At 52.0% G+C, this 22,994-nt stretch carries 20 protein-coding genes; 16 read left to right on the top strand and 4 right to left on the bottom strand.

All coding sequences use genetic code 11. The annotated features are described in order from the left end of the window. Window positions 1-141 precede the first annotated feature (141 nt). Complete coding sequence (gene rcsC / locus ACJHYW_RS03880; RefSeq protein WP_000876059.1) at window positions 142-2,991, top strand: two-component system sensor histidine kinase RcsC; 2,850 nt, start codon at window positions 142-144, stop codon at window positions 2,989-2,991. A gap of 84 nt (window positions 2,992-3,075) precedes the next feature. On the opposite strand, the gene rcsB is transcribed toward rcsC, so the two are convergent. Continuing rightward, on the bottom strand, window positions 3,076-3,726 hold the full coding sequence (gene rcsB, locus ACJHYW_RS03875; protein ID WP_001061917.1) for a response regulator transcription factor RcsB: 651 nt from the start codon (window positions 3,724-3,726) through the stop codon (window positions 3,076-3,078). Between the two features lie 16 nt (window positions 3,727-3,742). Then, the gene (gene rcsD, locus ACJHYW_RS03870) at window positions 3,743-6,415 is read right to left on the bottom strand and encodes a phosphotransferase RcsD (RefSeq protein ID WP_001249111.1); all 2,673 of its coding nucleotides are present in this window, start codon (window positions 6,413-6,415) and stop codon (window positions 3,743-3,745) included. Window positions 6,416-7,153: 738 nt separating this feature from the next. Between rcsD and ACJHYW_RS03865 the strand changes: the two genes are divergently transcribed. The 6 genes from ACJHYW_RS03865 (at window position 7,154) to mqo (ending at window position 14,786) form a co-directional block, all read left to right on the top strand. Beyond that, entirely contained in the window at window positions 7,154-8,248 is a 1,095-nt protein-coding gene (locus ACJHYW_RS03865) for a porin OmpC (RefSeq protein ID WP_000865538.1), read from the top strand. Between the two features lie 111 nt (window positions 8,249-8,359). Further along, on the top strand, window positions 8,360-9,415 hold the full coding sequence (apbE, locus tag ACJHYW_RS03860; RefSeq protein ID WP_000406089.1) for an FAD:protein FMN transferase ApbE: 1,056 nt from the start codon (window positions 8,360-8,362) through the stop codon (window positions 9,413-9,415). A 73-nt stretch (window positions 9,416-9,488) separates the two neighbouring features. Next, on the top strand, window positions 9,489-10,553 hold the full coding sequence (gene ada, locus ACJHYW_RS03855; protein WP_000786344.1) for a bifunctional DNA-binding transcriptional regulator/O6-methylguanine-DNA methyltransferase Ada: 1,065 nt from the start codon (window positions 9,489-9,491) through the stop codon (window positions 10,551-10,553). After that, complete coding sequence (gene alkB, locus ACJHYW_RS03850) at window positions 10,553-11,203, top strand: DNA oxidative demethylase AlkB (RefSeq protein ID WP_000884961.1); 651 nt, start codon at window positions 10,553-10,555, stop codon at window positions 11,201-11,203. Before ada ends, alkB begins: the two co-directional genes overlap by 1 nt. Before the next feature lie 75 nt (window positions 11,204-11,278). Then, on the top strand, window positions 11,279-12,922 hold the full coding sequence (gene yojI, locus ACJHYW_RS03845; RefSeq protein WP_000422219.1) for a microcin J25 efflux ABC transporter YojI: 1,644 nt from the start codon (window positions 11,279-11,281) through the stop codon (window positions 12,920-12,922). A gap of 217 nt (window positions 12,923-13,139) precedes the next feature. Continuing rightward, window positions 13,140-14,786 (top strand): malate dehydrogenase (quinone), encoded by a 1,647-nt coding sequence (mqo, locus tag ACJHYW_RS03840; RefSeq protein WP_000758076.1) that lies wholly within the window; start codon window positions 13,140-13,142, stop codon window positions 14,784-14,786. A gap of 149 nt (window positions 14,787-14,935) precedes the next feature. On the opposite strand, the gene eco is transcribed toward mqo, so the two are convergent. Together eco and ACJHYW_RS03830 are read right to left on the bottom strand one after the other, a co-directional pair. After that, window positions 14,936-15,445 carry a serine protease inhibitor ecotin gene (gene eco / locus ACJHYW_RS03835; RefSeq protein ID WP_000712250.1) on the bottom strand — a complete coding sequence of 170 codons (510 nt, stop codon included), beginning with the start codon at window positions 15,443-15,445 and terminating at the stop codon, window positions 14,936-14,938. Between the two features lie 113 nt (window positions 15,446-15,558). Then, window positions 15,559-15,723, bottom strand: a complete 165-nt coding sequence (locus ACJHYW_RS03830; RefSeq protein WP_001361613.1) for a hypothetical protein — start codon at window positions 15,721-15,723, stop codon at window positions 15,559-15,561. Between the two features lie 108 nt (window positions 15,724-15,831). On the opposite strand from ACJHYW_RS03830, the gene napF reads away from it, so the two are divergent. Genes napF through ccmB form a run of 9 tightly spaced genes read left to right on the top strand, consistent with a single transcriptional unit; the run spans window position 15,832 to window position 22,967 of the window. Further along, window positions 15,832-16,326 carry a ferredoxin-type protein NapF gene (gene napF / locus ACJHYW_RS03825; protein ID WP_000686723.1) on the top strand — a complete coding sequence of 165 codons (495 nt, stop codon included), beginning with the start codon at window positions 15,832-15,834 and terminating at the stop codon, window positions 16,324-16,326. Beyond that, on the top strand, window positions 16,316-16,579 hold the full coding sequence (napD, locus tag ACJHYW_RS03820; protein ID WP_000557384.1) for a chaperone NapD: 264 nt from the start codon (window positions 16,316-16,318) through the stop codon (window positions 16,577-16,579). The genes napF and napD overlap by 11 nt, the downstream gene beginning before the upstream one ends. Further along, complete coding sequence (gene napA, locus ACJHYW_RS03815; protein WP_000778067.1) at window positions 16,576-19,062, top strand: periplasmic nitrate reductase subunit alpha; 2,487 nt, start codon at window positions 16,576-16,578, stop codon at window positions 19,060-19,062. Before napD ends, napA begins: the two co-directional genes overlap by 4 nt. Before the next feature lie 6 nt (window positions 19,063-19,068). Beyond that, window positions 19,069-19,764, top strand: a complete 696-nt coding sequence (napG, locus tag ACJHYW_RS03810; RefSeq protein WP_000091291.1) for a ferredoxin-type protein NapG — start codon at window positions 19,069-19,071, stop codon at window positions 19,762-19,764. After that, window positions 19,751-20,614: a quinol dehydrogenase ferredoxin subunit NapH gene (gene napH / locus ACJHYW_RS03805; protein WP_000013506.1), complete on the top strand. Its 864-nt coding sequence runs from the start codon at window positions 19,751-19,753 to the stop codon at window positions 20,612-20,614. The genes napG and napH overlap by 14 nt, the downstream gene beginning before the upstream one ends. Next, on the top strand, window positions 20,611-21,060 hold the full coding sequence (napB, locus tag ACJHYW_RS03800; protein ID WP_000835174.1) for a nitrate reductase cytochrome c-type subunit: 450 nt from the start codon (window positions 20,611-20,613) through the stop codon (window positions 21,058-21,060). The genes napH and napB overlap by 4 nt, the downstream gene beginning before the upstream one ends. 9 nt (window positions 21,061-21,069) lie before the next feature. Further along, window positions 21,070-21,672, top strand: coding sequence for a cytochrome c-type protein NapC (gene napC, locus ACJHYW_RS03795; protein WP_000528376.1), 603 nt, complete (start codon window positions 21,070-21,072; stop codon window positions 21,670-21,672). Window positions 21,673-21,684: 12 nt separating this feature from the next. Next, on the top strand, window positions 21,685-22,308 hold the full coding sequence (ccmA, locus tag ACJHYW_RS03790) for a cytochrome c biogenesis heme-transporting ATPase CcmA (RefSeq protein WP_000525572.1): 624 nt from the start codon (window positions 21,685-21,687) through the stop codon (window positions 22,306-22,308). Then, complete coding sequence (gene ccmB, locus ACJHYW_RS03785; RefSeq protein ID WP_000971730.1) at window positions 22,305-22,967, top strand: heme exporter protein CcmB; 663 nt, start codon at window positions 22,305-22,307, stop codon at window positions 22,965-22,967. Before ccmA ends, ccmB begins: the two co-directional genes overlap by 4 nt. Window positions 22,968-22,994 lie beyond the last annotated feature (27 nt).

Here is a 22,994-nt window from a genome sequence, read left to right as displayed (position 1 = left end):
TATATGACGATTATCAGAGGTTAAGGTGATGATTTCTCGGCGGTGTATCATATTCCAGAGAAGAGAGAACATTGCGGTAACACGCTTTTACCGCTACCTTAACCACACTCCATCGGTCACCTGAGGCGGAGCTTCGCCCCTTTGAAATACCTTGCTTCTTTTCGTACAACCCTGAAAGCCTCGCGCTACATGTTCAGAGCATTGGCGTTAGTGCTCTGGCTGTTGATTGCTTTTTCATCCGTTTTTTACATCGTTAATGCGTTACATCAGCGAGAATCGGAAATTCGTCAGGAATTTAATCTGAGTTCCGATCAGGCTCAGCGCTTTATTCAACGCACCTCTGATGTGATGAAAGAGCTGAAGTACATCGCCGAAAATCGCTTATCGGCAGAAAACGGTGTGCTTTCCCCGCGTGGACGAGAAACGCAGACGGATGTGCCTGCGTTTGAACCGCTGTTTGCTGACTCTGATTGTTCCGCAATGAGTAACACCTGGCGAGGTTCTCTGGAGTCATTGGCGTGGTTTATGCGCTACTGGCGCGATAATTTTTCTGCGGCTTACGATCTCAACCGGGTATTTTTAATCGGCAGCGATAACCTCTGCATGGCCAATTTCGGTCTGCGTGATATGCCAGTGGAACGCGATACCGCGCTAAAAGCTTTGCATGAACGCATTAATAAATATCGAAATGCACCACAAGATGATAGTGGCAGTAACCTCTACTGGATCAGCGAAGGTCCGCGCCCTGGCGTCGGGTATTTTTACGCCTTGACGCCAGTTTATCTGGCGAACCGGTTGCAGGCGCTTTTGGGTGTCGAGCAGACCATCCGGATGGAGAACTTTTTCTTGCCTGGTACGTTGCCGATGGGGGTTACCATTCTTGATGAAAATGGTCATACCCTGATTTCGCTTACCGGACCAGAAAGCAAAATTAAGGGCGATCCTCGCTGGATGCAGGAACGCTCCTGGTTTGGCTATACGGAAGGGTTCCGGGAGCTGGTGCTGAAGAAAAATCTGCCACCCTCATCGCTAAGCATCGTGTATTCGGTGCCGGTTGATAAGGTACTGGAACGCATTCGCATGTTGATCCTTAACGCAATTTTGCTGAATGTGCTTGCCGGAGCTGCATTGTTTACTCTCGCGCGGATGTACGAGCGACGTATTTTCATTCCGGCGGAAAGCGACGCCCTGCGACTGGAAGAACATGAGCAGTTTAATCGCAAGATTGTCGCCTCCGCGCCAGTGGGTATCTGCATTTTGCGTACCGCTGATGGCGTCAATATTTTAAGTAACGAACTGGCGCATACCTATCTCAATATGCTTACGCATGAGGATCGCCAACGGCTGACACAAATTATCTGTGGGCAGCAGGTCAATTTTGTTGATGTCCTGACCAGCAACAATACCAATCTGCAAATCAGCTTCGTCCATTCGCGCTATCGTAATGAAAACGTGGCCATTTGTGTGCTGGTGGATGTTTCTTCGCGCGTGAAGATGGAAGAGTCGTTGCAGGAGATGGCACAAGCAGCGGAACAGGCGAGCCAGTCAAAATCGATGTTCCTTGCCACCGTCAGTCATGAGCTGCGAACGCCGCTGTATGGCATTATCGGTAACCTGGATCTATTGCAAACCAAAGAGTTACCGAAAGGAGTCGATCGTCTGGTGACGGCAATGAACAACTCTTCCAGCCTGTTGTTGAAAATTATCAGCGATATTCTCGATTTCTCGAAAATTGAATCAGAACAGTTGAAGATCGAACCGCGTGAGTTTTCACCGCGTGAAGTGATGAACCACATCACCGCCAACTATTTACCGCTGGTGGTACGCAAGCAGTTAGGCTTGTACTGCTTTATTGAACCGGATGTGCCAGTGGCCTTAAATGGCGACCCGATGCGTTTACAGCAGGTCATCTCCAACCTGTTGAGTAACGCCATAAAATTCACCGATACCGGCTGTATAGTTTTGCATGTTCGCGCTGATGGCGATTATCTCTCTATCCGTGTTCGCGATACCGGCGTGGGGATTCCGGCGAAAGAAGTCGTGCGCTTGTTTGATCCCTTCTTCCAGGTCGGAACGGGCGTACAGCGTAACTTCCAGGGGACCGGTCTGGGTCTGGCGATTTGTGAAAAACTGATCAGCATGATGGACGGCGATATCTCGGTAGATTCAGAACCGGGAATGGGCAGCCAGTTTACCGTGCGTATTCCGTTGTACGGCGCTCAGTACCCGCAGAAAAAAGGCGTGGAAGGGTTGAGTGGTAAACGCTGCTGGCTGGCGGTCCGCAATGCGTCGCTCTGTCAGTTCCTGGAAACCAGTTTGCAGCGCAGCGGCATCGTCGTTACAACATACGAAGGGCAGGAACCGACTCCCGAAGATGTGTTAATCACTGACGAGGTAGTGAGCAAAAAATGGCAGGGTAGAGCGGTAGTGACCTTCTGTCGTCGCCATATTGGTATTCCGCTGGAGAAAGCGCCAGGGGAGTGGGTACAAAGTGTGGCTGCCCCGCATGAGCTACCGGCATTGTTGGCGCGTATTTATTTGATCGAGATGGAGAGCGACGATCCTGCTAACGCTCTGCCGTCGACGGACAAAGCGGTCAGCGATAACGACGATATGATGATTCTGGTCGTGGATGATCATCCGATTAACCGGCGTCTTCTGGCAGATCAGTTGGGATCGTTGGGCTATCAATGTAAAACCGCGAATGATGGCGTCGATGCGCTTAATGTACTTAGCAAGAATCATATTGATATCGTGCTTAGCGACGTCAACATGCCAAATATGGATGGTTACCGCTTGACGCAACGCATTCGTCAGTTGGGACTGACGTTGCCGGTAATCGGAGTAACTGCTAATGCGTTGGCTGAAGAGAAGCAGCGGTGTCTGGAGTCCGGTATGGACAGCTGCCTGTCGAAGCCGGTAACGCTGGATGTGATAAAACAGACGCTGACGGTATATGCCGAGAGGGTCAGGAAATCGCGGGAATCGTAGGCTTATAAGACATTTACGCCGCATCTGGCAATCGGTGCAAATGCCAGATAAGACACTAACGCGTCTTATCTGGCCTACAGGTGATTAGTCTTTATCTGCCGGACTTAACGTCACTGAAGAGAGATAATTCAGCAGGGCGATATCGTTCTCGACACCCAGCTTCATCATCGCAGATTTCTTCTGGCTACTGATGGTTTTAATACTGCGGTTCAGCTTTTTAGCGATCTCGGTCACCAGGAAGCCTTCCGCAAACAGGCGCAGAACTTCACTCTCTTTTGGCGAGAGACGCTTGTCACCGTAACCACCAGCACTGATTTTTTCCAACAGGCGAGAAACGCTTTCCGGGGTAAATTTCTTCCCTTTCTGCAGCGCGGCGAGAGCTTTCGGCAGATCGGTCGGTGCACCTTGTTTCAGCACGATCCCTTCGATATCCAGATCCAATACCGCACTAAGAATCGCCGGGTTGTTGTTCATGGTCAGAACAATGATCGACAGGCTTGGGAAATGGCGCTTGATGTACTTGATTAAGGTAATGCCATCGCCGTACTTATCGCCAGGCATGGAGAGATCGGTAATCAACACATGCGCATCCAGTTTCGGCAGGTTGTTGATCAGTGCTGTAGAGTCTTCAAATTCGCCGACAACATTCACCCACTCAATTTGCTCAAGTGATTTGCGAATACCGAACAAGACTATCGGATGGTCATCGGCAATAATTACGTTCATATTGTTCATGTAATAGGCTACCTTGCTACAGCAAGCTCTTGACATAACTGTCAATGTCGCTGATGTATTTTTCTATTCCTGGAACATCCTTCTCACGAATCAGATGTTCCAGCGTTTCACATAACTGCTTGCCGGGTACCAGATTTAGCATGGCAAATACGCCTTTAAGACGATGAGCCGTTTGGGCTAACGCAGCAAAGTCACTGGTTGCTGCTTCAGTATACAGCCTCTTAACATCATCCGGTACTGTGTCTACAAAGAGCGCATAATAGCCGCTGGCATGGAGTTGCGCATTTTCATCTCCGCCCAGAGGCGATTCTGTCACCTCTTCCTGCGCCAGTTGCACTTCAATTAATTGTAAGACCGCTTCCTGCATAGCGTTGCTCATATTGAAGTTGACGCACAATTGACCAGGCCCAATTTCCCGTACGCCAGACTCATCATCGCTTAAAAGCAAGCCAGAGGCAGTAAGATTAGACGGATTATCCGTTAAAAAGATATCATAATCTTGACTAATTAATCTTTCATCGGGTGTGATACAGGTTGCACCCCAATTTTCTAACTGGCGAGTGACAATATTCCGAATTTCTGCCGAAGTAACATCCACCATTACGCAGACATCATCCAGTAAACGCTCTTCTTCCTCTTCAACTTCCGGGTCAGCTGCGAGCATTTTGATATGCACAGAGTAGCGTGTACCAAGCCCATCCCGCGTTTTGATGTTTAAATGACCGCCCAGTTTACGCGCCAGTTGATCGCTCAGCCAGAATGCCAGCGGGTCCGCCTTGCCATAGCGATCGTTTTGGGTCTGGTTGATAAACGGGAAGTGCAAATTATCCATTTCATGAATACTTACGCCTTCTCCCGTGTCCAGAATGCGGAACGTCAGGCGGTCTTCGGAGGACTCATCCTGATCAACCTCAAGGGTGATTTTTCCCAATTGCGTTGAGGTCACGGCATATTGCATCAGTAGCAGCAAAATACGTCGTAAGGCATCGCGATCGCCGCGGCGCATATCGTGTGCTTTCAGATGATTGTTAATCAGCAGTTGCAGACCTTTACGCTTGATGGCAGGCAACACTGAAGGCACAACTTCATCAATTAAATCCTGCACGGAGAACAGCACCGTCTCACTTTTCCAGCTATCGTCCGCAAGCATGTTCGCTAACTGTATTTCATCGACCAGCCGCACCAGCACATCTGCCTGATTCGCCAGTTGTTTGCCTTCCAGGGCGTTGAGTTTAGCCGCGCTCTCCGCCAGGGACTGTGCGGGTTCTTTCAGCGCATCGCCAATGTTTTTCATAAAGGTCATCCGCCCCTGCTGGTTTTTCTCATACAGACGCTGCGCCTGCTTGAGTTTCTTGTTTACCAGCACTTCGCGATCCTGATCGCGAATAATGAAAATTTGTGTGCGCGGCGCAACCTGGCTGCGGAACATGCGGATCTCATACAGCTCGTTATTGATCGTCGCCTGAATAATCCCCTGATGCTGTTCCGCCATGGTGGTGATGTTTTGCAGATTCAAATGCGGCAGCAAATGATCGGCAATTTTGTTACTTATGACTGTGCGGTTCGATTCCTGATCGTGAACCAGCAGGCCGAGCGGCAGCAGTGAGACTATCTCTTCATTGATTGCCCGTAAAATGCGCAATTCGTTATTGACCGCCGTGCTGGGGACGCTTTCTGTACTGCGGCTGGAGAAATGGCGGAATGTGGTATAGCCAAATAACGCCAGCGCCAGCAAACCGATGTTCAGCAGCAGTGGCAGCAGAATGTTTTGCAACGTATCCAGCAATAAGGTGCCATAAGGAACCTGCCAGACCAGGCGCATATCGGTAGAGTTGAGTGCCGAGGAGATTTCAATCTTCGTACTGTTAAAGTGGATACTGACGCTATCCGTCCCTTCTTTCTCATTATCATTGTCTCCCGTTGCCGTCGCGTCTGGCTCAAGGCGGAAACTGTCCAGCGGCATGCCCGGTGGGATCAAATCATTAATCGGCAGATCAAAAGCCACAACCGTTGCCAGATGTCCCGGCTGGTTAAAGGTGGTACGCAAGGTAAAGTAATGACCGTTCTGCCAGGCCAGGCGGCGCATGTTAGAAAAGCTTTCGCGTTCATCGAGGGCGTTGGCCTGTTGCAACATCTCTGCACGACGTGAATCAACAATGTCGCTGACGGTCGATTCTTTAAATCCGGAGGTGAGATCTTTGAGGGGCAGGGTTGAGATCAGCACCAGACTGTTATCCTGACCATTCAGATAATACATCGACCACGGTACATTTTCTGCGCCCCACAATGTATCCAGATAAGTGGACATCCGTTGAGTCATCTCAAGCGTTGAGTTGTCGTGAGAGCCAAAGATTAACGCTTCCGTTTTGCGGCGTGGTTTCTCCAGATAGTAGACATCCTGTTTCAGGCGCGTCTCTTGTAAACCTTCGCCGGAGGAGGGGGAGGTCGTCGCGGCAATGTTGTCGTAGATCTGCCAGGTCACGTAACGCCAGGTATCGACGCGCTTTTGGATTGCGTGGGTAATGTCGACAATCTGGTAACTTTTATCTTTCAGCCAGGCGTTAACGGCACTTTGTACCATTACCCCCATCGTCACCAGTAACACAATGATCAACAGTAAAAAGAAGCGGGTAATGCTCCCCGGTAGGAGTGAAAAGCGGGTCGTGGCCGTTGTCTCTTTCTGACGCATTCGTGTTTATGACCTGTTAAAACTTCGCGAAGTGATAGGGCAGTATAAAGGGTACAGTGTGAAATTCCAGACTCTTACCTGATTGATGATTTTCTATTCTCCCGTGATATTTATCTTCCTGCATTGGGGGAAATAGATGTACAAGCGCCATTTTGCTGTACAAATAACCTACAAAAAGCCCAATGAAATTAATTGCAAATAAACGAAGATTGCTGGAAATTATGCTGATGTTAATTATTTGTGAAATAGTTAACAAGCGTTATAGTTTTTCTGTGGTAGCACAGAATAATGAAAAGTGTGTAAAGAAGGGTAAAAAAAACCGGATGCGAGGCATCCGGTTGAAATAGGGGTAAACAGACATTCAGAAATGAATGACGGTAATAAATAAAGTTAATGATGATAGCGGGAGATATTCTAGTTGCGAGTGAAGGTTTTGTTTTGACATTCAGTGCTGTCAAATACTTAAGAATAAGTTATTGATTTTAACCTTGAATTATTATTGCTTGATGTTAGGTGCTTATTTCGCCATTCCGCAATAATCTTAAAAAGTTCCCTTGCATTTACATTTTGAAACATCTATAGCGATAAATGAAACATCTTAAAAGTTTTAGTATCATATTCGTGTTGGATTATTCTGCATTTTTGGGGAGAATGGACCTGCCGACTGATTAATGAGGGTTAATCAGTATGCAGTGGCATAAAAAAGCAAATAAAGGCATATAACAGAGGGTTAATAACATGAAAGTTAAAGTACTGTCCCTCCTGGTCCCAGCTCTGCTGGTAGCAGGCGCAGCAAACGCTGCTGAAATTTACAACAAAGACGGCAACAAATTAGATCTGTACGGTAAAGTTGACGGCCTGCACTATTTCTCCGATAACGACTCTAAAGATGGCGACAAGACCTACATGCGTCTTGGCTTCAAAGGTGAAACTCAGGTTACTGATCAACTGACCGGTTATGGTCAGTGGGAATATCAGATTCAAGGTAACGAACCTGAAAGTGACAATAGTTCCTGGACCCGTGTGGCATTCGCTGGTCTGAAATTCCAGGACGTTGGTTCTTTTGACTATGGTCGTAACTACGGCGTTGTTTACGATGTTACTTCCTGGACCGACGTACTGCCAGAATTCGGTGGTGATACCTACGATTCTGATAACTTCATGCAGCAGCGTGGTAACGGTTTCGCGACCTACCGTAACACCGACTTCTTCGGTCTGGTTGACGGTCTTGATTTTGCTGTTCAGTATCAGGGTAAAAACGGTAGTGCTCATGGCGAAGGTATGACCACTAATGGCCGTGATGATGTATTTGAGCAGAACGGTGACGGTGTTGGTGGTTCTATTACTTACAATTATGAAGGCTTTGGTATCGGTGCTGCAGTTTCCAGCTCCAAACGTACCTGGGATCAGAACAACACTGGCCTGATCGGTACTGGCGACCGTGCTGAAACCTACACTGGTGGTCTGAAATACGACGCTAACAACATCTACCTGGCTGCTCAGTACACCCAGACCTACAACGCAACTCGCGTAGGTTCCCTGGGTTGGGCGAACAAAGCACAGAACTTCGAAGCTGTTGCTCAGTACCAGTTCGACTTCGGTCTGCGTCCGTCCCTGGCTTACCTGCAGTCTAAAGGTAAAAACCTGGGTCGTGGCTACGACGACGAAGATATCCTGAAATATGTTGATGTTGGTGCGACCTACTACTTCAACAAAAACATGTCCACCTACGTTGACTACAAAATCAACCTGCTGGACGACAACCAGTTCACCCGCGCTGCTGGCATCAACACTGATGACATCGTAGCTCTGGGTCTGGTTTACCAGTTCTAATCTCGATTTATATCGAACAAAGGGCCTGCGGGCCCTTTTTTCATTGTTTTCAGCGTACAAACACAGTTTTTTGGTGTACTCTTGCGACCGTTCGCATGAGGATAATCACGTATGGAAATAAGCTTTACCCGCGTGGCACTGCTGGCTGCCGCGCTCTTCTTTGTTGGTTGCGATCAAAAACCACAACCCGCTAAAACCCACGCTACTGAAGTTACCGTTCTTGAAGGCAAAACCATGGGTACCTTCTGGCGTGCCAGCATCCCGGGCATTGATGCCAAACGCAGTGCCGAACTTAAAGAAAAGATTCAGACCCAGCTGGACGCCGACGATCAGCTGCTTTCGACCTATAAAAAAGATTCCGCGCTGATGCGCTTTAACGACTCGCAAAGTTTGTCGCCGTGGCCGGTAAGTGAAGCGATGGCCGATATCGTCACCACCTCGCTGCGCATTGGCGCAAGGACCGATGGTGCGATGGATATAACCGTCGGGCCACTGGTGAATCTGTGGGGCTTTGGCCCGGAACAACAGCCGGTTCAAATTCCGAGCCAGGAACAGATCGATGCGATGAAAGCCAAAACCGGCTTACAGCACCTGACGGTCATTAATCAGTCGCATCAGCAATATCTGCAAAAAAACCTGCCGGATTTATATGTCGATCTCTCCACTGTCGGCGAAGGCTATGCGGCGGATCATCTGGCACGCTTGATGGAGCAGGAAGGGATTTCCCGCTATCTGGTGTCGGTGGGCGGCGCGCTGAACAGCCGTGGCATGAACGGTGAAGGCCTGCCGTGGCGGGTAGCGATTCAAAAACCAACCGATAAAGAAAACGCGGTTCAGGCCGTGGTGGATATCAACGGTCATGGCATTAGCACCTCTGGCAGCTACCGTAACTATTACGAACTGGACGGCAAACGCCTTTCCCATGTTATCGATCCGCAAACCGGGCGTCCCATCGAACACAATCTGGTATCCGTGACGGTGATTGCCCCGACGGCGCTGGAAGCCGACGCCTGGGACACAGGTTTGATGGTGCTCGGGCCGGATAAAGCCAAAGAAGTTGTTCGCCGGGAAGGGCTGGCGGTCTATATGATCACCAAAGAGGGCGATAGCTTTAAAACCTGGATGTCGCCGCAGTTTAAAAGCTTCCTTATCAGCGAAAAAAATTAAAGCGCAAGATTGTTGGTTTTTGCGCGATGGTGACCGGGCAGACTAAAGGCTATCCTTAACCAGGGAGCTGATTATGAAAAACGCCACATGCTTAACAGACGATCAACGCTGGCAATCTGTCTTAGCCCGCGACCCGAATGCCGACGGCGAATTCGTTTTCGCCGTGCGCACCACAGGCATCTTTTGCCGTCCGTCTTGCCGCGCCAGACATGCTTTGCGGGAAAACGTTTCTTTCTATGCCGATGCCAGCGAGGCGCTTGCCGCTGGCTTTCGCCCCTGCAAACGTTGTCAGCCAGACAAAGCCAATCCCCAACAACATCGCCTTGATAAAATCACCCACGCCTGCCGACTTCTGGAACAGGAAACGCCTGTAACGCTGGAAGCCTTAGCCGACCAGCTGGCGATGAGTCCATTTCATTTGCATCGGTTGTTTAAAGCGACTACCGGAATGACGCCTAAAGCCTGGCAACAGGCCTGGCGCGCTCGCCGTTTGCGCGAATTGCTGGCGAAAGGGGAGAGCGTGACTACATCTATTCTTAACGCCGGATTCCCCGACAGCAGCAGTTACTACCGCAAAGCCGACGAAACGCTGGGCATGACGGCTAAACAATTCCGTCACGGTGGCGAAAATCTGGCGGTGCGTTACGCGCTGGCTGATTGTGAGCTGGGCCGTTGCCTGGTGGCAGAAAGTGAGCGGGGGATTTGCGCGATATTACTGGGCGATGATGACGCGACACTAATCAGCGAGTTGCAGCAGATGTTTCCCGCTGCCGACAGCGCGCCTGCTGATCTTACGTTTCAGCAACATGTGCGTGAAGTGATCGCCAGCCTCAATCAACGCGATACGCCGCTGACGTTACCGCTGGACATTCGCGGCACTGCTTTTCAGCAACAAGTCTGGCAGGCCCTGCGCACGATACCTTGCGGTGAAACCGTCAGTTATCAGCAACTGGCTAATGCCATCGGCAAACCGAAAGCGGTACGGGCTGTTGCCAGCGCCTGTGCCGCCAACAAGCTAGCTATCGTTATACCTTGTCATCGGGTGGTCCGTGGTGATGGCACACTTTCCGGTTACCGCTGGGGCGTGTCGCGCAAAGCGCAACTGCTGCGCCGCGAAGCTGAGAATGAGGAGAGGTAATGTTGGATCTGTTTGCCGATGCTGAACCGTGGCAAGAGCCACTGGCGGCTGGTGCGGTAATTTTACGGCGTTTCGCTTTTAACGCTGCGGAGCAACTGATCCGCGATATTAATGATGTTGCCAGCCAGTCGCCGTTTCGCCAGATGGTCACTCCAGGCGGATATACCATGTCGGTGGCGATGACCAACTGTGGGCATCTGGGCTGGACGACCCATCGGCAAGGTTATCTCTATTCGCCCATTGATCCGCAAACAAATAAACCGTGGCCCGCCATGCCGCAGAGTTTTCATGATTTATGCCAACGTGCGGCTACGGCGGCGGGCTATCCAGATTTCCAGCCAGATGCCTGTTTGATCAACCGCTACGTTCCTGGCGCGAAACTGTCGCTGCATCAGGATAAAGACGAACCGGATCTGCGCGCGCCAATTGTTTCTGTTTCTCTGGGCTTACCCGCGATTTTTCAATTTGGCGGCCTGAAACGAAATGATCCGCTAAAAAGATTGTTGCTGGAACATGGCGATGTGGTGGTATGGGGCGGTGAATCGCGGCTGTTTTATCATGGCATTCAACCGTTGAAAGCGGGGTTTCATCCACTCGCCGGCGACTGCCGCTACAACCTGACATTCCGTCAGGCAGGTAAAAAAGAATAAAAATAAGAATTATTATTGCTGTGCGCGCGAAGATGTTTAAACTGCGGGCTGTAATTCATTGTCCGGGTTTTCTGCATGGAACTTCTTGTACTTGTCTGGCGGCAGTATCGCTGGCCATTTATCAGTGTGATGGCGCTAAGCCTCGCCAGTGCGGCATTAGGCATTGGCTTAATTGCTTTTATCAATCAGCGCCTTATCGAAACGGCGGATACCAGTCTGCTGGTGTTGCCGGAGTTTCTGGGATTATTGTTGCTGTTGATGGCAGTCACTCTCGGATCGCAACTGGCGCTCACCACTTTGGGGCATCACTTCGTTTACCGACTGCGTAGTGAATTTATCAAGCGGATTCTGGATACCCACGTCGAGCGCATTGAACAACTTGGTAGCGCTTCGTTGCTGGCGGGGTTAACCAGCGATGTGCGCAATATCACCATTGCTTTTGTGCGTCTGCCGGAACTGGTGCAGGGGATCATTCTCACTATCGGTTCCGCGGCGTATTTGTGGATGCTGTCGGGCAAAATGTTGCTGGTAACGGCTATCTGGATGGCAGTCACCATCTGGGGCGGTTTTGTGCTGGTGGCGCGGGTGTACAAACATATGGCGACCCTGCGTGAAACCGAAGATAAGCTGTACACGGATTTTCAAACCGTACTCGAAGGGCGCAAAGAGCTGACTCTGAACCGGGAACGCGCCGAGTATGTGTTTAACAACCTCTACATTCCTGATGCGCAAGAGTATCGCCATCATATTATCCGCGCAGACACCTTCCATCTTAGTGCCGTGAACTGGTCAAACATCATGATGCTGGGCGCTATCGGCCTGGTGTTCTGGATGGCGAACAGTCTCGGTTGGGCTGATACCAACGTTGCCGCGACCTATTCGTTGACGCTGTTGTTCCTGCGTACGCCGCTGCTTTCGGCGGTTGGCGCATTACCGACGCTGCTGACGGCGCAGGTGGCGTTTAACAAGCTGAACAAATTCGCGCTCGCGCCTTTCAAAGCAGAGTTTCCGCGTCCGCAGACGTTTCCCAACTGGCAAACGCTGGAGCTGCGCAATGTTACGTTTGCTTATCAGGATAACGCGTTTTCCGTTGGGCCGATTAACCTCACCATCAAACGTGGCGAACTGCTGTTTCTGATTGGTGGCAACGGTAGTGGAAAATCGACGCTGGCGATGTTGCTGACGGGCTTGTATCAGCCACAAAGCGGCGAAATCTTGCTGGATGGCAAACCTGTCAGCGGCGAACAACCGGAAGATTATCGCAAACTGTTTTCGGCAGTGTTTACCGATGTCTGGCTGTTCGATCAACTGCTGGGGCCGGAGGGTCAACCCGCTAACCCGCAACTGATTGAGAAGTGGCTGGCGCAACTGAAAATGGCTCATAAGCTTGAGTTAAGCAACGGGCGTATTGTTAACCTGAAGTTATCAAAAGGGCAGAAAAAACGCGTCGCGCTGTTGCTGGCGCTGGCAGAAGAACGCGATATTATCCTGCTGGATGAATGGGCGGCGGATCAGGACCCACACTTCCGCCGTGAGTTTTATCAGGTGCTGCTGCCGCTGATGCAGGAGATGGGTAAAACCATATTCGCCATCAGTCATGATGATCATTACTTTATCCACGCTGACCGCCTGCTGGAAATGCGCAACGGGCAACTTAGCGAGCTGACAGGCGAAGAGCGCGATGCTGCTTCGCGTGATGCCGTTGCCCGGACGGCATAATATTTCGACGCTGACCTGGCGGACTGCTGCCGCCAGGTCAATATGCTAAAAATCCCTTCATTTCTAATAACCCTATAATTAATCAACGAAATTATAATGTTTCTAAAATTAGAATATAATTTATAAACATTATTTAAATGTTGTTACTTAAGTGTTACCGTTGATGCCGCGCAAATCTCACCTGCAATAAAGCGACTAAAAGTAAGGCATTAACAAGATGAAAAAAGTGACTGCCATGCTCTTCTCGATGGCCGTGGGGCTTAATGCCGTTTCGATGGCGGCAAAAGCGAAAGCGTCCGAGGAGCAGGAAACTGATGTACTGTTGATTGGCGGCGGCATTATGAGCGCCACGTTGGGGACCTATTTACGCGAGCTGGAGCCTGAATGGTCGATGACCATGGTGGAGCGCCTGGAGGGTGTCGCGCAGGAGAGTTCGAACGGCTGGAACAACGCCGGAACCGGGCATTCTGCACTGATGGAACTGAACTACACCCCGCAAAACGCCGATGGCAGCATCAGTATTGAAAAAGCAGTCGCCATTAACGAAGCATTTCAGATTTCGCGCCAGTTCTGGGCGCACCAGGTCGAGCGCGGCGTGCTGCGTACACCGCGTTCATTTATCAATACCGTTCCGCATATGAGCTTTGTCTGGGGCGAGGATAATGTTAATTTCCTGCGAGCCCGTTACGCCGCGTTGCAACAAAGCTCGCTGTTTCGCGGTATGCGTTACTCTGAAGATCACGCGCAGATCAAAGAGTGGGCACCGTTAGTGATGGAAGGGCGCGATCCGCAACAGAAAGTGGCAGCCACGCGTACGGAAATTGGCACTGATGTGAACTATGGCGAGATCACCCGCCAGTTAATTGCTTCCTTGCAGAAGAAATCTAATTTTTCGCTGCAACTCAGCAGCGAAGTCCGCGCCCTAAAGCGTAATGACGATAACACCTGGACCGTTACCGTTGCCGATCTGAAAAATGGCACTGCACAGAACATCCGCGCCAAATTTGTCTTTATCGGCGCGGGCGGTGCGGCGCTGAAGCTGTTACAGGAATCGGGGATTCCGGAAGCGAAAGACTACGCCGGTTTCCCGGTGGGCGGACAGTTCCTTGTTTCGGAAAACCCGGACGTGGTTAATCACCATCTGGCGAAGGTTTACGGTAAAGCATCCGTTGGCGCACCACCGATGTCGGTTCCGCATATCGATACCCGTGTTCTGGACGGTAAACGCGTCGTGCTGTTTGGGCCATTTGCCACCTTCTCAACCAAATTCCTCAAAAACGGTTCATTGTGGGATCTGATGAGTTCCACCACCACCTCTAACGTGATGCCGATGATGCACGTCGGGCTGGATAATTTCGATCTGGTGAAATATCTGGTGAGTCAGGTGATGTTGAGTGAAGAGGATCGTTTTGAAGCGTTGAAAGAGTACTATCCGCAGGCGAAAAAAGAGGACTGGCGTTTGTGGCAAGCGGGGCAGCGCGTACAGATTATCAAGCGTGATGCCGAGAAAGGTGGCGTACTGCGTCTGGGTACCGAAGTGGTCAGCGACCAGCAAGGGACTATTGCCGCGCTGCTGGGGGCATCGCCAGGTGCGTCAACCGCCGCGCCGATTATGTTGAATCTGCTGGAAAAAGTATTTGGCGATCGCGTTTCCAGCCCGCAATGGCAGGCAACGTTGAAGGCGATCGTTCCGTCTTATGGACGCAAGCTGAACGGTGATGTAGCGGCAACAGAACGCGAGTTGCAGTACACCAGCGAAGTGCTGGGGCTGAAATACGACAAACCGCAAGCAGCAGATAGTACGCCGAAACCGCAGTTGAAACCGCAACCCGTTCAAAAAGAAGTGGCGGATATTGCGTTGTAATGATGTGCCACATCCGGCATGGTTTGCCGGATGTGGCGTATGCTAATAAGACGCGTCAGCGTCGCATCAGGCAACCGGCTCGGGCGTTAGATGTCGGATGCAGCGTAACCGCCTTATTCGGCCTACGGGTTGCAGCACTTCACAGTAGTTTAGCGAACAACCGCGTTGTCAATTTTCTCTTCCGCCTTCCAGATGCGGTACTTCACATCCACATTGTCTGGCGTATACACCACGATCGGCAGCTTGCTGTTATAACGCAGCATTCCGGCATCGCCCAGATACGCGGTGACAAATTTCTTCTCTTTCTTGCCATCCGGGCAGGCCATCATCGTGGAAACCGGCGAGCTAACTTTATCAAAGACATAATAATCATAGCCCCAGCCTTCCAGCGTTTTGCTTTCCAGCTTCCCGCCGAGACGATGCAAATTGCAATCGACTTCCAGCGTCTGACCGATTAACAGTTCTACTTTCAGGGTAGATTCATCTTCTTGCGGAGTTAACTGAATCACCTGACGCTTCATGCCTTTTTCAGCTTGTGGATAAGGTGCGATTTTTTCCAGCGGCTGGACGCTTTCTGCCGCCCAGGCGGAAGTGGTGGCGAAAGCGGCAAACAATACTGCAGGTAGAATGGTCTTCATTTTTTTGCTTTCCTTCTTCATTTATAGGTTTTCACCGATGATGTCGCTGAAGGTTAACATATTCATCAGATTTATTAATTTGCTTTATGAATAACTTAAAGAACATTCAGATAATTTTACCTGCTCTTTTAGTGTTAAATTCTGACGAGAGAACAAACCGACATAAATATCTCTGGTGAATTAATCGCTATATAAATATGTTTATAACCATTTGAAATGTGAGCAAAAGCCCGTTTTTGCCACGCTTCCCGCCACTCTTTTGATCCTGCTACAGGTTTTACCCCGATCGGGGTATGCATCTTTGACACATCCTTTAATATCTTAGCGGCTATAAAAATGGCTTATTAATTATGCGGTTTATTTGGTCGCTCTCAATTTTCAGAGCGCGTTAATGATGGAAGGTCAATGTGAAGATTGATGCATCCCGTCGGGGCATACTCACTGGTCGCTGGCGCAAAGCCAGTAACGGTATCCGTCCGCCCTGGTCCGGTGATGAATCTCATTTTCTGACCCATTGCACTCGCTGCGACGCCTGCATTAATGCTTGTGAAAACAACATCCTGCAACGCGGCGCTGGCGGCTATCCGAGCGTTAATTTCAAAAATAACGAGTGCAGCTTCTGTTACGCCTGCGCGCAGGCTTGCCCCGAATCGCTATTTTCTCCGCGCCACACCAGGGCCTGGGATTTGCAGTTCACCATTGGGGACGCGTGCCTGGCGTATCAGTCAGTTGAATGCCGCCGCTGTCAGGATAGCTGTGAGCCAATGGCAATTATCTTTCGCCCGACGCTCTCCGGGATCTACCAGCCGCAACTTAATAGCCAACTTTGCAACGGATGTGGAGCATGTGCAGCCAGCTGTCCGGTATCAGCCATAACTGCGGAGTATCTCCATGCACACTAACTGGCAAGTTTGCAGCCTGGTCGTGCAGGCCAAAAGCGAACGAATTTCAGACATCAGCACCCAACTGAACGCCTTTACCGGCTGTGAAGTTGCTGTCAGCGACGCGCCGAGCGGTCAGTTGATTGTGGTGGTGGAAGCAGAAGACAGCGAAACGCTGATCCAAACCATTGAGTCAGTACGCAACGTAGAGGGCGTGCTGGCGGTGTCGCTGGTTTATCACCAGCAGGAAGAGCAAGGTGAGGAAACACCATGAAACTCAGTCGTCGTAGCTTCATGAAAGCTAACGCCGTTGCGGCCGCTGCGGCGGCTGCCGGTCTCAGCGTGCCGGGCGTTGCCCGCGCCGTTGTTGGTCAGCAGGAAGCCATTAAATGGGATAAAGCGCCGTGCCGTTTCTGCGGTACTGGTTGTGGCGTTCTGGTCGGAACGCAGCAGGGGCGTGTGGTGGCCTGTCAGGGCGACCCGGACGCACCGGTTAACCGTGGTCTGAACTGCATTAAGGGCTATTTCCTGCCCAAAATCATGTACGGTAAAGACCGTTTGACGCAGCCGCTTCTGCGTATGAAAAACGGTAAATATGACAAAGAAGGCGAATTTACCCCAATCACCTGGGATCAGGCCTTCGATGTGATGGAAGAGAAATTCAAAACCGCCCTGAAAGAAAAAGGGCCGGAATCGATCGGTATGTTCGGTTCTGGTCAGTGGACTATCTGGGAAGGTTATGCCGCGTCCAAGCTGTTTAAAGCGGGATTCCGTTCGAACAACATCGACCCGAACGCGCGTCACTGTATGGCGTCGGCGGTAGTTGGCTTTATGCGTACCTTTGGTATGGATGAGCCGATGGGCTGCTATGACGACATCGAGCAGGCTGATGCGTTTGTGCTGTGGGGCGCGAACATGGCGGAAATGCACCCGATCCTCTGGTCGCGCATCACTAACCGTCGTCTCTCCAACCAGAACGTCACCGTGGCGGTGCTTTCTACCTACCAGCATCGTAGCTTCGAGCTGGCGGATAACGGCATCATCTTTACGCCGCAATCAGACCTGGTGATCCTGAACTACATCGCCAACTATATCATTCAAAACAATGCGATAAATCAGGACTTCTTTAGCAAACACGTTAACCTGCGCAAAGGGGCGACGGACATCGGCTACGGTTTACGTCCGACCCATCCGCTGGAAAAAGCAGCGAAGAATCCAGGTTCTGACGCCTCCGAACCGATGAGCTTTGAAGATTACAAAGCCTTCGTTGCTGAATATACGCTGGAAAAAACCGCCGAAATGACCGGCGTGCCGAAAGACCAGTTAGAACAACTGGCGCAGCTGTATGCCGATCCGAACAAGAAAGTCATCTCCTACTGGACGATGGGCTTCAACCAGCATACTCGTGGCGTGTGGGCCAACAACCTGGTCTACAACCTGCACCTGCTGACCGGCAAAATTTCCCAGCCGGGTTGCGGTCCGTTCTCCCTGACCGGGCAGCCTTCCGCGTGTGGTACTGCGCGTGAAGTGGGCACCTTTGCTCACCGTCTGCCTGCGGACATGGTGGTGACTAACGAGAAACACCGTGATATCTGCGAGAAGAAGTGGAATATCCCGAGCGGCACCATTCCGGCGAAAATCGGTCTGCACGCGGTGGCACAAGACCGTGCGCTGAAAGACGGCAAGCTGAATGTTTACTGGACCATGTGTACCAACAACATGCAGGCCGGGCCGAACATTAATGAAGAGCGTATGCCGGGCTGGCGCGATCCGCGCAACTTCATCATCGTCTCCGATCCGTATCCGACAGTCAGTGCGCTGGCCGCCGACTTGATCCTGCCGACCGCAATGTGGGTAGAGAAAGAGGGGGCTTACGGTAACGCCGAACGCCGTACTCAGTTCTGGCGTCAGCAAGTACAGGCACCGGGTGAAGCGAAATCGGACCTCTGGCAGTTAGTCCAGTTCTCCCGTCGTTTCAAAACTGAAGAAGTGTGGCCGGAAGAGCTGCTGGCGAAGAAACCAGAACTGCGTGGCAAAACGCTGTACGAAGTCCTGTATGCCACTCCGGAAGTGAGCAAATTCCCGGTATCCGAACTGGCGGAAGATCAGCTGAACGATGAATCCCGCGAGCTGGGCTTCTATCTGCAAAAAGGGCTGTTCGAAGAGTACGCATGGTTTGGTCGCGGTCACGGTCACGATCTGGCACCGTTCGATGACTACCACAAAGCGCGCGGTCTGCGCTGGCCGGTGGTGAACGGTAAAGAAACGCAGTGGCGTTACAGCGAAGGTAACGACCCGTACGTGAAAGCGGGCGAAGGCTATAAGTTCTACGGTAAACCGGATGGTAAAGCGGTGATCTTCGCGCTGCCGTTCGAACCGGCGGCGGAAGCACCGGATGAAGAGTACGACCTGTGGCTCTCTACCGGACGCGTCCTGGAGCACTGGCACACCGGCAGTATGACTCGCCGTGTACCGGAACTGCACCGCGCCTTCCCGGAAGCGGTCCTGTTTATTCACCCGTTGGATGCGAAAGCGCGCGATCTGCGCCGTGGCGACAAAGTGAAAGTGGTTTCTCGCCGTGGCGAAGTGATCTCGATTGTTGAAACGCGCGGTCGTAACCGTCCGCCACAGGGCCTGGTGTACATGCCGTTCTTCGACGCCGCACAGCTGGTTAACAAACTGACGCTGGACGCGACCGATCCGCTCTCGAAAGAGACGGACTTCAAGAAGTGCGCGGTCAAACTGGAGAAGGTGTAAGCCATTATGTCCCGGTCAGCGAAACCTCAAAATGGTCGCCGCCGCTTTCTGCGCGATGTCGTTCGCACAGCAGGCGGGCTGGCTGCCGTGGGTGTGGCGCTGGGGTTACAACAGCAAACCGCACGCGCATCTGGCGTGCGGTTGCGGCCGCCCGGAGCCATAAACGAGAACGCCTTTGCCAGTGCCTGTGTGCGTTGCGGTCAGTGTGTTCAGGCTTGCCCTTACGACACCTTAAAACTGGCGACGCTGGCCTCAGGCCTGTCGGCGGGCACGCCATATTTTGTTGCGCGGGATATTCCTTGCGAAATGTGTGAGGACATTCCGTGCGCCAAAGTGTGCCCGAGCGGTGCGCTGGATCGTGAGATCGAATCGATCGACGACGCGCGGATGGGGCTGGCGGTGCTGGTGGACCAGGAAAACTGTCTCAACTTTCAGGGGCTGCGCTGCGATGTTTGTTATCGCGAATGCCCGAAAATTGATGAGGCCATCACCCTGGAGCTGGAGCGCAACACGCGTACCGGTAAGCACGCCCGCTTTCTGCCGACGGTTCACAGCGACGCCTGTACCGGTTGCGGTAAGTGCGAAAAAGTGTGCGTGCTGGAACAACCGGCAATCAAGGTGTTACCGCTGTCACTAGCGAAAGGGGAGTTAGGTCACCATTACCGCTTCGGCTGGCTGGAGGGGAACAATGGCAAATCGTAAACGTGACGCCGGGCGCGAGGCGCTGGAGAAAAAAGGCTGGTGGCGCAGCCACCGTTGGCTGGTGTTACGTCGCCTTTGTCAGTTCTTCGTGCTGGGGATGTTTTTGAGCGGTCCGTGGTTTGGTGTGTGGATCTTGCACGGCAACTACAGCAGTAGCCTGTTATTCGACACCGTTCCGCTGACCGATCCGCTGATGACGCTGCAAAGTCTTGCCAGCGGTCATCTGCCTGCCACGGTGGCGTTGACCGGTGCGGTAATTATCACCGTGCTCTACGCCCTGGCAGGAAAGCGATTATTTTGCAGCTGGGTCTGCCCGCTGAACCCGATTACCGACTTAGCGAACTGGTTACGCAGGCGCTTTGACCTCAATCAGTCTGCGACGATCCCTCGCCACATTCGCTACGTGCTGTTGGTGGTCATTCTGCTGGGATCGGCCTTAACCGGCACGCTCATCTGGGAATGGATCAACCCCGTTTCCCTGATGGGGCGCAGTCTGGTAATGGGATTCGGCAGCGGCGCGCTGCTTATTCTCGCGCTGTTTTTATTTGATCTACTGGTCGTTGAACACGGCTGGTGCGGGCACATTTGTCCGGTTGGCGCGCTGTATGGCGTGCTGGGTAGCAAAGGTGTGATTACCGTTGCGGCCACCGATCGGCAGAAATGTAACCGCTGTATGGATTGTTTTCATGTTTGCCCGGAACCGCATGTGCTACGTGCCCCGGTGCTGGATGAACAAAGCCCGGTGCAGGTCACCAGCCGCGATTGCATGACGTGCGGTCGCTGCGTGGATGTCTGTTCTGAGGATGTATTTACAATAACTACACGATGGAGTTCGGGAGCGAAATCATGAAAAGCCATGACCTGAAGAAAGCGCTGTGTCAATGGACGGCGATGCTGGCCCTGGTGGTGAGCGGCGCGGTTTGGGCGGCTAATGGCGTCGATTTTAGCCAGTCGCCGGAAGTATCCGGGACGCAGGAAGGGGCCATTCGGATGCCAAAAGAGCAGGATCGGATGCCGCTGAACTATGTGAATCAGCCGCCAATGATCCCGCATAGCGTTGAAGGTTATCAGGTAACGACCAATACCAACCGCTGCTTGCAGTGCCACGGTGTCGAAAGCTATCGCACCACTGGCGCGCCGCGCATCAGTCCTACTCACTTTATGGACAGCGACGGCAAAGTGGGCGCGGAAGTGGCTCCGCGTCGTTATTTCTGTCTGCAATGTCACGTACCGCAGGCCGATACCGCGCCAATCGTGGGGAATACCTTTACCCCATCAAAAGGTTACGGGAAATAAGAGGTTATTATGGGAAATTCTGACCGTAAGCCTGGTCTGATTAAGCGCCTGTGGAAATGGTGGCGTACCCCCAGCCGTCTGGCGCTGGGGACGCTGCTGTTGATCGGTTTTGTCGGCGGTATCGTCTTCTGGGGCGGCTTTAACACCGGGATGGAAAAAGCCAATACCGAAGAGTTCTGCATTAGCTGCCACGAAATGCGTAACACGGTGTATCAGGAATACATGGATTCCGTGCACTACAACAACCGTAGCGGCGTCCGTGCGACCTGTCCGGATTGTCACGTTCCGCACGAGTTTGTGCCAAAGATGATACGCAAGCTCAAAGCAAGTAAAGAGCTGTATGGTAAAATTTTTGGCGTTATTGACACGCCGCAGAAATTTGAAGCTCATCGCCTGACGATGGCACAGAATGAGTGGCGGCGCATGAAGGACAACAACTCGCAGGAGTGCCGTAACTGTCACAACTTCGAGTATATGGATACAACCGCCCAGAAATCGGTTGCCGCGAAGATGCATGACCAGGCGGTGAAAGATGGGCAAACCTGTATTGATTGCCATAAAGGGATAGCGCACAAGCTGCCCGACATGCGCGAAGTCGAGCCAGGTTTTTAACAGGGTTATTGCGTGGGTATGCTTGAAGCCAGAGAGTTACTTTGCGAGCGGGATGAACGAACCTTATTTAGTGGCTTGTCATTTACGCTGAACGCAGGAGAGTGGGTACAAATCACCGGTAGCAACGGCGCGGGGAAGACAACGCTTCTCCGTTTGCTGACGGGGTTGTCTCGCCCTGATGCGGGTGACGTTCTCTGGCAAGGGCAGCCCTTGCATCAGGTACGCGAGAGCTACCATCAAAACCTGTTATGGATAGGCCATCAGCCGGGGATCAAAACCCGGCTGACGGCGTTAGAAAATCTGCACTTTTATCATCGCGATGGCGATACCGCACAATGTCTGGAAGCCCTGGCGCAGGCCGGGCTTGCCGGATTCGAAGATATTCCGGTAAATCAACTTTCTGCCGGGCAACAACGCCGCGTCGCTTTAGCGCGTCTGTGGCTGACCCGTGCCACGTTATGGATCCTCGACGAGCCTTTTACCGCGATTGACGTTAACGGCGTCGATCGTCTGACCCAGCGTATGGCGCAGCATACGGAGCAGGGGGGGATTGTGATTCTGACTACCCACCAGCCGCTCAACGTTGCTGAAAGTAAAATTCGCCGCATTTCACTGACGCAAACGGGGGCCGCATGATGTTCTGGCGCATTTTCCGTCTTGAGCTGCGCGTAGCGTTTCGCCATAGCGCCGAAATCGCCAACCCGCTGTGGTTCTTCCTGATTGTCATTACCCTTTTTCCGCTCAGTATCGGTCCGGAGCCGCAACTGCTGGCGCGTATTGCACCGGGCATTATCTGGGTTGCCGCGCTGCTTTCATCCTTGCTGGCGCTGGAACGATTGTTCCGTGACGATTTGCAGGACGGCAGTCTTGAACAATTGATGTTGTTGCCGTTACCCTTGCCCGCCGTTGTGCTGGCGAAGGTGATGGCGCACTGGATGGTAACCGGTCTGCCGTTACTCATCCTTTCGCCCCTGGTAGCAATGCTACTGGGAATGGATGTTTATGGCTGGCAAGTGATGGCGCTGACGCTGCTGCTGGGAACCCCTACGCTTGGCTTTCTCGGTGCACCGGGCGTGGCGCTGACAGTGGGACTTAAGCGCGGTGGTGTGCTGCTCAGCATATTGGTGTTACCGCTGACTATCCCATTACTCATCTTTGCCACCGCCGCGATGGACGCGGCTTCTATGCATTTGCCCGTTGATGGGTATCTGGCAATTTTAGGCGCGTTGCTGGCAGGCACCGCGACTTTAAGTCCTTTTGCGACGGCGGCAGCGTTACGAATCAGCATTCAATAACGCTGGATTACTGATTTTTGTTCGAGT

The organism is Escherichia sp. WS3063 (assembly GCF_046486595.1).
Classification (GTDB): Bacteria; Pseudomonadota; Gammaproteobacteria; order Enterobacterales; family Enterobacteriaceae; genus Escherichia; species Escherichia coli.
The sequence above is the reverse complement of the archived record's forward strand: the minus strand, read 5'-3'. Positions and strand labels throughout refer to the sequence as shown.

Bases quoted from the DNA above. Each gene is read 5' to 3' on its own strand.
- napB (WP_000835174.1), top strand. From the start codon at position 20,611: ATGAAAAGCCATGACCTGAAGAAAGCGCTGTGTCAATGGACGGCGATG.
- rcsB (WP_001061917.1), bottom strand. From the start codon at position 3,726: ATGAACAATATGAACGTAATTATTGCCGATGACCATCCGATAGTCTTG.
- rcsD (WP_001249111.1), bottom strand. From the start codon at position 6,415: ATGCGTCAGAAAGAGACAACGGCCACGACCCGCTTTTCACTCCTACCG.
- alkB (WP_000884961.1), top strand. From the start codon at position 10,553: ATGTTGGATCTGTTTGCCGATGCTGAACCGTGGCAAGAGCCACTGGCG.
- ACJHYW_RS03865 (WP_000865538.1), top strand. From the start codon at position 7,154: ATGAAAGTTAAAGTACTGTCCCTCCTGGTCCCAGCTCTGCTGGTAGCA.
- napH (WP_000013506.1), top strand. From the start codon at position 19,751: ATGGCAAATCGTAAACGTGACGCCGGGCGCGAGGCGCTGGAGAAAAAA.
- napA (WP_000778067.1), top strand. From the start codon at position 16,576: ATGAAACTCAGTCGTCGTAGCTTCATGAAAGCTAACGCCGTTGCGGCC.
- ACJHYW_RS03830 (WP_001361613.1), bottom strand. From the start codon at position 15,723: ATGCATACCCCGATCGGGGTAAAACCTGTAGCAGGATCAAAAGAGTGG.
- eco (WP_000712250.1), bottom strand. From the start codon at position 15,445: ATGAAGAAGGAAAGCAAAAAAATGAAGACCATTCTACCTGCAGTATTG.
- napC (WP_000528376.1), top strand. From the start codon at position 21,070: ATGGGAAATTCTGACCGTAAGCCTGGTCTGATTAAGCGCCTGTGGAAA.
- yojI (WP_000422219.1), top strand. From the start codon at position 11,279: ATGGAACTTCTTGTACTTGTCTGGCGGCAGTATCGCTGGCCATTTATC.
- mqo (WP_000758076.1), top strand. From the start codon at position 13,140: ATGAAAAAAGTGACTGCCATGCTCTTCTCGATGGCCGTGGGGCTTAAT.
- napG (WP_000091291.1), top strand. From the start codon at position 19,069: ATGTCCCGGTCAGCGAAACCTCAAAATGGTCGCCGCCGCTTTCTGCGC.
- ada (WP_000786344.1), top strand. From the start codon at position 9,489: ATGAAAAACGCCACATGCTTAACAGACGATCAACGCTGGCAATCTGTC.
- apbE (WP_000406089.1), top strand. From the start codon at position 8,360: ATGGAAATAAGCTTTACCCGCGTGGCACTGCTGGCTGCCGCGCTCTTC.
- napD (WP_000557384.1), top strand. From the start codon at position 16,316: ATGCACACTAACTGGCAAGTTTGCAGCCTGGTCGTGCAGGCCAAAAGC.
- ccmB (WP_000971730.1), top strand. From the start codon at position 22,305: ATGATGTTCTGGCGCATTTTCCGTCTTGAGCTGCGCGTAGCGTTTCGC.